9 protein-coding genes and 1 riboswitch are annotated in these 9,959 nt (G+C 74.9%); of the genes, 5 read left to right on the top strand and 4 right to left on the bottom strand.

Features of this window, described 5'->3' with window-relative positions:
- Both EF918_RS26935 and EF918_RS26930 read left to right on the top strand, forming a co-directional pair.
- On the top strand, window positions 1-705 hold a 705-nt coding region (locus EF918_RS26935; RefSeq protein WP_260610712.1), incomplete at its 5' end, for a bifunctional 4-hydroxy-2-oxoglutarate aldolase/2-dehydro-3-deoxy-phosphogluconate aldolase.
- Window position 706: 1 nt separating this feature from the next.
- Window positions 707-1,726, top strand: a complete 1,020-nt coding sequence (locus EF918_RS26930; RefSeq protein ID WP_125651412.1) for a PfkB family carbohydrate kinase — start codon at window positions 707-709, stop codon at window positions 1,724-1,726.
- Here EF918_RS26930 and EF918_RS26925 read toward each other — a convergent pair.
- Entirely contained in the window at window positions 1,720-2,976 is a 1,257-nt protein-coding gene (locus EF918_RS26925) for a serpin family protein (RefSeq protein WP_125651410.1), read from the bottom strand. The two genes, EF918_RS26930 and EF918_RS26925, sit on opposite strands and share 7 nt — an antisense overlap.
- A gap of 45 nt (window positions 2,977-3,021) precedes the next feature.
- The gene (locus EF918_RS39180; RefSeq protein WP_312847868.1) at window positions 3,022-3,627 is read right to left on the bottom strand and encodes a DUF4352 domain-containing protein; all 606 of its coding nucleotides are present in this window, start codon (window positions 3,625-3,627) and stop codon (window positions 3,022-3,024) included.
- A 102-nt stretch (window positions 3,628-3,729) separates the two neighbouring features.
- Window positions 3,730-3,865, top strand: a riboswitch (cobalamin riboswitch).
- A 44-nt stretch (window positions 3,866-3,909) separates the two neighbouring features.
- Between EF918_RS39180 and EF918_RS26915 the strand changes: the two genes are divergently transcribed.
- The 3 genes from EF918_RS26915 (at window position 3,910) to EF918_RS26905 (ending at window position 6,904) form a co-directional block, all read left to right on the top strand.
- The gene (locus EF918_RS26915; protein ID WP_125651408.1) at window positions 3,910-4,905 is read left to right on the top strand and encodes an ABC transporter substrate-binding protein; all 996 of its coding nucleotides are present in this window, start codon (window positions 3,910-3,912) and stop codon (window positions 4,903-4,905) included.
- Window positions 4,906-5,084: 179 nt separating this feature from the next.
- Window positions 5,085-6,089 (top strand): iron ABC transporter permease, encoded by a 1,005-nt coding sequence (locus tag EF918_RS26910; protein WP_260610714.1) that lies wholly within the window; start codon window positions 5,085-5,087, stop codon window positions 6,087-6,089.
- 74 nt (window positions 6,090-6,163) lie between these two features.
- Window positions 6,164-6,904 (top strand): ABC transporter ATP-binding protein, encoded by a 741-nt coding sequence (locus EF918_RS26905; RefSeq protein WP_260610713.1) that lies wholly within the window; start codon window positions 6,164-6,166, stop codon window positions 6,902-6,904.
- A 209-nt stretch (window positions 6,905-7,113) separates the two neighbouring features.
- Here the strand turns inward: EF918_RS26905 and EF918_RS26895 are convergent, their stop codons facing one another.
- Both EF918_RS26895 and EF918_RS26890 read right to left on the bottom strand, forming a co-directional pair.
- Window positions 7,114-7,500, bottom strand: a complete 387-nt coding sequence (locus EF918_RS26895; RefSeq protein ID WP_125651402.1) for a VOC family protein — start codon at window positions 7,498-7,500, stop codon at window positions 7,114-7,116.
- A 141-nt stretch (window positions 7,501-7,641) separates the two neighbouring features.
- The coding region (locus tag EF918_RS26890; protein ID WP_125651400.1) for a polysaccharide lyase 8 family protein at window positions 7,642-9,959 on the bottom strand (2,318 nt) is incomplete at its 5' end.

The raw sequence follows: 9,959 nt of genomic DNA, 5'->3' as shown, positions 1-9,959 counted from the left end.
GTCCTGGTGGTGTCGACCGGTCGGGGCGGGGCGGACCGTGCGCACGGGGCGTTCGGGGTGCACGGGATGCACGGGGTGCACGGTGTCATCGCCGCGCAGCGGCTGCTGCCCGTGCTGCGCGAGCCCGACGCGGACGCGGCCGTACGGCGGACCACCGCGCTGCTCGCCGCGGGGTGCCGGGCCGTGGAGCTGACCACCTCCACCCCCGGCTGGGCGGAGGCCGTCCGGCGGACCGTGCCGCTGGTGGACGGGCACGGCCGCCCGGCGCTGATCGGGGTGGGGACCGTGACCACCACCGCGCAGGCCGAGGCCGCCCTGGACGCGGGGGCCGGGTTCCTGGTCTCGCCGTACCCGGCACCCGAGGTGCGCGAGGTGGCCGGGCGGCGCGGGGCGGTCTTCGTCGAGGGCGGCTTCACCCCGGGGGAGATCGCCTCGGCCGTCCGGCGCTCGGGCGCCGCGAAGATCTTCCCGGCGCACGTCGGGGGCCCGGAGTTCCTCCGCTCGCTGGCCGCCGTCCTGCCCGGGGCCCTGCTCCTGCCCACCGGCGGCATCCGTCCCGTCGACGCGGGCCGCTGGCTGGACGCGGGCGCGGCGGCCGTCGGGGTGGGCAGCGGCCTGCCCACCGACCCCGCCGAACTGTCCGCCGTCTTCACCACCCTGGCAGCCCGACCCGGCACCGCCGGTCCGCGCACGGGGGAGCACTGACATGGCCGCCCCGCGGGACGGCCGGGCGACGGGTGGGTACGACGTGCTCGTGCTCGGTGAGGTGCTGGTGGAGATCCACGCCGACGCCGCGCTGCGCGGGGCCGCACCGGGGACGGCCGCCCGGATCGGATACTCCGGCGACGCCCTCAACGCGGCGGCGGCCGCCGCGGCCGCAGGAGCACGGACCGCGCTGCTGGCCGTCGTCGGGGACGACGACCTGACCGTGCCGCTGCTGCGCCGCGCGACCGACCTCGGCATCGACGTCACCCCTGTGCGCCGTGCCCCGCGACCCAACGGCGCCTATCTGCTCGCCGCCGACACCGAGGGCGACCGCGCGTTCGTCTACTGGCGTGCGCACAGCGCGGGTTCCACCCTCGGCCCGCAGCACGTCGCGTCCTGGCACGACCTGCTCACCGGGACGAAGACCCTGGTCGTGAGCGGGATCACCGGCGCCCTGTCGCGCAGCAGCCGGGCGGCGCTGCTCGCCGCCGCGACCACCGTGCACGGGGCCGGGGGCCATGTCACGTACGACGCCAACTTCCGCTCCCGGCTGACCGGTCCCCGCGCCGCCCGGGCCCTGCTGGCCCGGATCGCCCCGCTGACCGGGCTGCTCAAGACCTCCTGTCCGGCCGACGCGCGGGCCCTGCTCGGCACGGACGACCCCGGCATCGCCGCCGAGCGGTGCCGCGCCCTGGGTGCGGCGGCCGTGGCCGTCACCGCGGGCGCGGACCGGCTGCTGCTGCACGACGGCACCACCGCCCGTCGCCTCCCCGTACCGGTCAACCCCGAGCCGGTCGACGCGACCGGGGCCGGCGACTGCTTCGCCGGGACCACCACCGCCCGGCTGGCCCTGGGCGACGCGCTGCCCGAGGCTGTCGGCCACGGCATGGCCGCCGCGTCCCTGTCGGTCTCGGGGCGGGGCGGGACCGGGTACGTGCCGCCGTTCACCGCCACGGCCGCCCTGGCCGCCGCGCACCGGGCGGCGGCGGGCACGGGCGGGGACGGGGACGGGGATCAGTAGGACGACCCGTCGTCCTCGTCTTCGTCTTCGTCCTCGTCGTCGTAGGCGAATGCCGCGGCGGACGCGTCGTAGGGCAGCGGCTCGGCGACCCAGCCGGCCGCGAGGACCAGCTTCGAGGTGCGGTGCACGGCCAGGAACCCGAAGGGGCGGTCGAAGGTCACCGTGGCGAGGCGGTTGCGGTAGCGGCGCGGCGGCGGGACGCCGCAGCCGGCCGCGGCCGCCATGACCGTCACCGCGGCCGCCTCGAAGCCCTCCGCCATGAACCGCGCGACCGCCGACTGCCGTGCGCTGGTCACGGCCAGCGGCTCGGCGCTGATCCCGGGGAAGTGGCCGACGCGGTCGTCGCGGGCGGAGTCCAGACCGAACAATCCCGCGTGGGCGAGGAGGTCATGGCCGGCGTCCACGGTGAACGCGGCGGTACGTACGAACAGCTGGGGCCCGCGCTCGTGCGACACCACGCTGCCGATCCGCAGGCCGGGGCCGGGCGCGCCCTCGGGGAGCGCCGTCGCGTCGGTGGTGTCGACGGCCCCGGTGACGACGTCGACACCGGCGCGCACCACATCGCCCGGCGCGGCGTCGGGCTCACCGAGCACCAGGTGGACGTCCACGCCCCGGTCGCCGACGACGTTCAGCGCGGTGACCGGCCCCGTGGCGGTACGGGCCACCCGGACGCGGTCCAGCAGGCTCGTGGTCCGGCGCAGCGCGACCATCTCCCGCCCGGCCCACGGGCCTTCGGCCACCGTGTGCACGTAGTCCTGGAACGGCTGGATCCACTTGAGTCGCAGCGCCAGCGCCGAGGCGAGCACCAGCAGGGTCTCCGCGTCGACCTCGGTCGGCAGCCGTTCGATCAGCCCCCGGGTGCACCGCGCCACCCAGGCGTCCAGGGCCGCCCGGTCGGTGGCGGGGTCGCCGGTGAGCCCGCCTCGCGTACCGTCCGGCAGGGCCTCGGTCCAGGCCGGTTCGAGCGGCAGCTCGTGCCGCGCCCACAGGCCGGTCGCGACGTCCAGGCCGCGGACCGCCGACAGGCCGTCGAGCAGGTCGCGGGCGGCCGGGGCCGCTGCGGCGGCCGGGAGGCCGAGGGCCTCCTCCAGCTCGGTCCGGGCCGGCCCGTCCGCCCCGTCCGCGAGCAGGGCCAGCAGCGGCCAGACCCCGGCCGCCGTGAACACCGTGCTGCGCTCTCCCGTGCCGGTGGCCGGGGCGGCCCAGCGTGCGGTGAGCCGATTGACGGCCCGTATGGTGCTGTTCCTCATGCGGGGGAGCGTACGGGGGGAACGCGACCGGGCCGGACCGTTTTTTCACGGCCCGGCGGCGTCGGGGGCCCCGGATGCCCCGGATGCCCCGGATGCCCCGGCGGCCCCGGAAGCTCCGGTGGCTTCGGCAGGCCGGGCGGCGTCGGCGGCCCCGGCGGGCGCGTCACCGGCCGCGTCGTACGTCCACTGGCCGACGTCGTCGGCGAAACCGCTGTTCATGGCGAACTGGAGGGCGGCGATCTCCGCCTGCGCGGGGATCGCGAACGTGACGAAGCCCGAGGTCGTGGCCTGCGGTTCGAGGGTGACGACGGCCGGGAACTCCGTCCCCGCCGTGGTGGCGCCGGGCGCACTGGCGAACCGCTGCCCCTGGCTGTCGATCAGGTGGGCGCCGTTCTGCGGGGAGTCCTTGTAGTCGGCCGTACCGGTGTTCTTCAAGCGGAACTCGACCGCGACCAACCGCTCTCCCGCGGGCGGCGCGTCCGCGGGGCCCTCCGGCTGCGCCGGGTCCACGGTGCGCGTCACCGTCACGTCGAGGCGCTCTCCGGGGCCGTTCCCGCGCAGCGGGATCGTCTCGTCGGACGGCCCGGCAGCGCCCAGCAGGGCGGGCACCGCCAGGACCAGGACCGCCCACGGCATCCAGAGCCGCCGCATGCCGCACCTCCCGCCGCCGTCCGACTGCTCCCTCCACGATCCCCCCGCCCGGACGGGCCTGCCACCGCGGGCGCGGGAAGGCCCGGTGGACACCAAGATCACGTCTGGCAGACTGGGGCGGGTCACCCCAAGGCGGTGCAGGACAGGAAACCGGTGCGATTCCGGTGCGGTCCCGCCACTGTGACCGGATCCCGACGGTTCCGGAAGCCAGACACTGACGCACCGCCTCTTCACCTTCCGTCGACCAGGGGACGAGGATCCCCCGGAGAGGTTCGTCTGGCCATGCCCCCGTTCCGCGCCCTCGCGCGCTCCCTCGCGTCCGCCGCCCTTCTGCTTCCCCTCGCCGCCTGTGGCGGCAGTGACGGGGGTGGCGGGAGCGACAACCCGGGCCGTGCCTCCGCCGCCCCGGGCTTCCCGTACACCGTCACCAACTGCGGTGTCAGCACCACCTACACCGCCCCACCACGGCGCGCCGTCACCCTCAACCAGCACAGCACCGAACTGCTGCTCGCCCTCGGCCTGCAGGACCGCATGGTCGGCACCGCGTACCTCGACGACGCGGTCCTGCCCCGCTACCGGGAGGCGTACGACCGGATCAAGGTGCTCGCCGCGGAATACCCGTCCAAGGAGCTCCTGCTCGGCGCCGAACCTGACTTCGCCTACGGCGGCTACACCAGTGCCTTCGACAAGTCCCAGGGGCGCGACCGCGAGGGTCTGCGCGCGAGCGGGATCAACTCCCGCCTGAACGTGGAGTACTGCACGGACGGGCGGGTCGGCCTGGACCGGCTCAAGACCGAGATCACCGAGGTCGCCGCCACCTTCGGCGTCCCCGACCGCGGCGCCCGCCTGATCGAGGACCAGCAGCGCCGGATCGACGCCGTCACCGCCCGGGTCGCGGCCGGGCCCCGGCCCTCGGTCTTCGTGTTCGACTCGGGCGAGGGCTCCGCGTCGACCTCCGGCGGCAAGGGCATCGGCAACGAGATCGTCTCGCTGGCCGGCGGCACCAACGTCTTCGCCGATCTCCAGGCCACCTTCGGGGAGGTGTCCTGGGAGCAGGTCATCGAGCGCAGGCCCGAGGTCGTCCTCATCTACGACTACGGCGGCACCAGCGTGGAGGCCAAGAAGCAGCGGCTGCTGAACGATCCGGCCCTGGCGGAGGTCCCGGCCGTGAAGAACCGGCGGTTCGCCGTGCTCCCGCTGTCCTCGGCGGTGCTCGGCGTCCGGGTGGCCGACGCCGTGGAGTCCCTGGCCGCCCAGCTCCACCCGGGCACGGCGTGAACGGCACACGCGTGAGCGGTACGGGCGCGGGCGGTACGGGTGTGGGCGGTAGAGGCGTGGGCGGTACGGGTGTGGGCGGTAGAGGCGTGGGCGGTACGGGCGTGGGCGTGAGCGGTACGGGCGGGCACGGCACGGGGGCGAACGGTACGCACCGGGGCGGCGCGGTGCGCCGCGCGGGGGTGCCCGCCGTACTGCTCCTCCTCGCCCTCGCGCTGGCCGCGGCCCTCGTGGCCGGGCTGGCGCTGGGCCCCGTACGGATCCCTGCCGACCGGGTGCTGGCCATCGTCCTCGGCCGCGAGAGCACCGGGCCACTCGCCTCCATCGTGTGGGACGTCCGGATGCCGCGCGTCCTGCTCGGCGCGGTCGTGGGGGCGGGGCTGGCGGTGTGCGGGGCCGTGCTCCAGGCCCTCGTACGCAACCAACTCGCCGACCCCTTCCTGCTCGGCGCCTCCTCCGGGGCGTCGGCGGGAGCCGTGCTGGTGCTCGTCCTCGGCGCCGGCGCAAGCTTCGCCGGGCTGTCGCTGCCGGCCGCCGCGTTCGGCGGGGCGCTCGCGGCCCTGGTCGCGGTGTACGCCCTGGCCCGGCGCGGCGGCACCATGACCACCGGGCGGCTCATCCTCGCCGGAGTGGCCGTGCAGTACGTGCTGTCGGCGCTGACCAGCCTGGTGGTGGTGCTCGCGGCGAAGGCCGACCAGGTCCGGTCGGTGATGTTCTGGACCCTGGGCGGCCTCGGCGGGGCCCGCTGGAACGAACTGGCCCTGCCCGCCGTGGCGCTGGCCCTCGGGACCGGGCTGTTGCTCACGCTGGCCCGGCCGCTCGACCTGCTGCTGACCGGCGAGGAGGACGCGCGGACCCTGGGCCTGGACACCGGACGGTTCCGGGCCGCCGTCTTCGTCCTCACCTCGCTGGTGGTGGGCGTGCTGGTCGCCTACAGCGGGTCGATCGGATTCGTGGGGCTGATGGCCCCGCACGCGGCCCGGGCGGTCGTCGGCGCCGGGCACCGCGCACTGCTGCCGGTGGCCGCGCTGGGCGGCGCGGTGTTCCTGACCCTGGCCGACCTGGTCGCGCGTACCGCGGCCGCGCCGGAGGAGATACCGGTCGGCGTGGTCACGGCCCTGATCGGCGGACCGTTCTTCCTGTGGATGCTGCGCCGCTCCCCCCGGACGGAAGGCGTCGCCGGATGAGCCCACGCACGCCACGTACGGTGAGCACGTCGGGAGAGGAACGCCGCGCAGCGGTGGAACTCCGCGCCGAATCGATCCGCTTCGAGACGGACGGCCGCGCGCTGCTGCACGACGTCGACCTGACCGCCGGACCCGGCGAGACGGTGGGCGTCGTCGGCCCCAACGGCAGCGGCAAGACCACCCTGCTGCGCTGTGTCCACGGCGCCCTACGACCCACCGCCGGCCGGGTACTGCTGGACGGCACGGACGCCGGCACCCTGACCGTCAAGGAACGCGCCCGACGGGTGGCCGTGGTACCGCAGGACGCAGGCTCCGTCCCCGGGCTGACGGTGCACGAGGTGGTGGCGATGGGCCGCAGCCCCTACAAGCGGTTCTGGGAAACGGACGGCCGTGACGACGCCGAACGGGTCGCCGGTGCCCTGCACACGGTCGGCGCCGAGTCGCTGGCCGGCCGCCGCTTCGACGAACTGTCCGGCGGCGAACGCCAACGGGCCCTGGTCGCCCGCGCCCTCGTCCAGGAGCCGGGTCTGCTCGCCCTGGACGAGCCGACCAACCACCTGGACATCCGTCACCAGTTGGAGGTCCTGCGCCTGGTGCGCGCCCTGCCGGCCACCGTCCTGCTGGTGCTGCACGACCTCAACCTGGCCGCCCACTTCTGCGACCGCCTCTACGTCCTGCACGAGGGGCGTCCGGTCGCGGACGGCACCCCGGCGGAGGTCCTCACCGAGGACCTCCTGGCCGAGGTCTACGGCGTACGTACCCGGATCGGAACCCACCCGACGACAGGTGCGCCCCACATCGTCTACCTGCCCTGAAGGCGACAGGCGACAGGCGACGGGCGACGGGCGACGGGCGACGGGCGACGGGCGACGGGCGACGGGCGACGGGCGACGGGCGACGGGCGACGGGCGACGGGCGACGGGCGACAGGCGGAATGCGCCAGGCGGAATGCGAAAGGCGGAATGCGAAAGGCGGACTGCGAAAGGTGGTGCGGCCGGGGGAGTGCGCCCCCGGCCGCACCCGGTCACCCGAGGTTGCCGTACGGCCGGGTGATGATCTCCATCCCATGACCGGCCGGGTCCAGGAAGTACAGACCCCGGCCGCCGTGGTGATGGTTGATCTCGCCGGGCTGCTTCATGTGGGGATCGGCGTAGTACGTGATCCCGCGCGCCCGGATGCGCTCGAAGGACGCGTCGAACTCCTCGTCGGAGATCAGGAACGCGTAGTGCTGGGGGGTGATGGACTCCGCAGGAAGGGTCATGAAGTCCAACGTGACGCCGTTCGCGGTCTCCACAGGGACGAACGGCCCCCACGCGGCCCCGACTTCGAGACCCAGGATGTGCGCCAGGAACGCTGCGGACTCCCGGTTGTCGCGGGAGTGGACGATGGTGTGGTTGAGCTCTACCGACATGGGTGAATGCCTCCGGAAGGCACCTCACGGACACCTCCATGCCTCACCCGGTCGGTGACCGGCACGCGATGTCGTGAACGTGATCTTATGCCCCTCCCCTCCGCCCGTCGACCAGATTTCCGCCCCGCCGCCCCGGCCTGCTCACCCCGGGCGCACCACCACCTCCAGGGTCGCTCCCGCCGCTCCCCGGAGATCGCCGAAGGTGAGCACCAGCGAGGCTCCGGGCGTGGCCGAGACCACCCCGGCCGGCCGGGACAGGACCTCGGCGACCGGCCGGTGCCAGACGACGGTCAGCCGCGCCTGGCTCCGGGTCGGATCGGCCACGCACAGGACCGCCGTCCCGTCGGGTCTCTCCCGCACCGTGACCGAGCACGGCCCGTCGGCCTCCAGCGGGCCGGCCGCACCGGCCTGCCAGAAATTGGCTCCGGTGAACCCGAGCGAAGGAACGGCGATCCCCTGGACCCCCTCGGTGTTGGCGAGCACCGACATCCACCCCGGGGCGGCGGCCCGGGCCTCGGTCTGCGCGACGGACGCCCCCGGCAGCATCTGGTAGACGTAGCCGGCGCCGTCCGGGTCGGCGCCGTGGTCGTACCAGAGCGTCAGGTACCTGCGGGACACGGTGGCGGGGGAGCCGCCCCGGTTGATCTGCTTCCAGCTCCCCGTGCGCTGCTCGCGCAGGGCCCGGAAGCCACCGCCCCCGGCCATCGCATAGCCACCGAACCCGGCGATGTGGGCCCAGCCGGGCGACGCGAACGAGCCCGACCATCCCAGCGTCGTCGGCTGCACCCTCCCCCCGACCGTCAGGGCATGGGTGCCGGCAGCCCCCAGGTTCCGGTTGTCGACCACCGACTCGACCACGGCGCCGTCCGTGCAACGGATGCCCGCGCCGAGACAGACCACGGAATCGGCCAGGAAGAACCAGGACTTGCGCGCACTGAGCGTGCTCGACAGCCCGCGCAGATGCTGCCCCACCGACGCGAACTCCCCGTCCGTGCTGCCGCCCACCCAGCTCGCGTCCGGCCGTGCGGCCCCCCAGTCGCCCCCGGCTCCGTCGGCGAGCGGTGCCCGGGAGACGGTCGTGCCGGGCAGCCGGTACGGGTCCACCGTCGGCCAGAAGGCGTCGGAATACTGCCCGTTGCCGTAGGCGGAACCCCACCACATGAGCATCCCGCTGCCGGTGTGCCAGCCCCGCAGGTGCTCACCGTTGCCCGTCTCGTAGTGCGCGATCCGCCGCGAGGCCATGCTGAGCGAGGCCGCCCAGCCCGGTCTCCGGTGGGTGCAGCGGTCCATGGCCGCGAACACCCGGTGCCCCACCGGCTCGCCCACCGGCGACACCGAGGCGTCCCCCTCCAGCGCGGCCAGCCGGGCGAGCGCGGACACGCTCAAGGTGGGGTCCGCGAGCGGAGGACTGTAGGAGTCGCGGGCCGCCCACCCCTTGACCAGGCCCCGCCACCGGGACCGATCCCCCGCACTCGCCCCCTCGGCCAGCAGCAGGACCGCCGCGAGGAGGGCGTGCCCTCGGGTGTGGTCGTCCTGCCGCACCGGCACGGCCTCGTCGGACAGTCCCCGGCTCACCGCCCGGCCCGACACCGCGTCCATGACCAACCCGTTGAACAGCACCGGCGCCCAGGCGCGCTCCACGGCGTCGGACACGATCCGCGCCCCCGGATCGTCCACCTGCCACGGACTGCCCCTCAACAGCGCGAACAGCAGTCCCAGCCCACCCAGCAGCACCGCCCCGTACGTGCCGGAGTACGGCACCCAGGTGTGCTGGACGAACGAACCGTCCCGGTACAGCCCGTCTCCTTGCGTGACGTACGGGAACACGGGGGCCAGCGCGTCCCGGGCCAGCGCCAGCTTGGCGTCGACCCCGCCCACGGCCCCGCGTACCGCCAGCACCCGGCACAGGTCGACCCGGTTCGCGCCGGTACTGGTCCCCGTGTACGAGGCGACGGCCGAGTCGGGCACGAAGTGGTCGACGGCGGCGCAGTGGTCCGCCAGCCGTTGCGCCGGAAGTTCCTCGTGGAGCAGGACACAGATGTCCAGCAACGCCTGGGGAGCACCGATCTGCCAGCAGTACCAGTTCCCGTACCGGGCCTGCCCGGCGTGGTAGACCTGCGCGTGCAGATGGTCCAGGCCCACCCGCAGGGCCGCCGCCAGCCCCGCGTCCCCGGTCACGCCCGTGCCCGGCTGCACGTACGCCTCGGCCATCGTCCGCAGCCGGTAGTAGCTGCGCATCATCAGCTCCGGATCGGTGGCGAAACCCAGGTCGGGCCACAGCGAGCCCGTGGCCGGAGCCATGGAGGACCGCCACTGCCCTGCCAGCGCCCCGAGCTCGGCCAGCCGGGTCCGGAACGGCTCCTGCCCGACCGGGAAGCCGTCGCCCAGCAACAGCCCCCGCCAGGTGGCCCGCAGCCCGGCGTAGACGTCCCCGGCCGCCCCGGCCGCCCCGCCCGTTG

This window comes from Streptomyces sp. WAC06614 (genome assembly GCF_003949795.1).
Classification (GTDB): Bacteria; Actinomycetota; Actinomycetes; order Streptomycetales; family Streptomycetaceae; genus Streptomyces.
The sequence above is the reverse complement of the archived record's forward strand: the minus strand, read 5'-3'. Positions and strand labels throughout refer to the sequence as shown.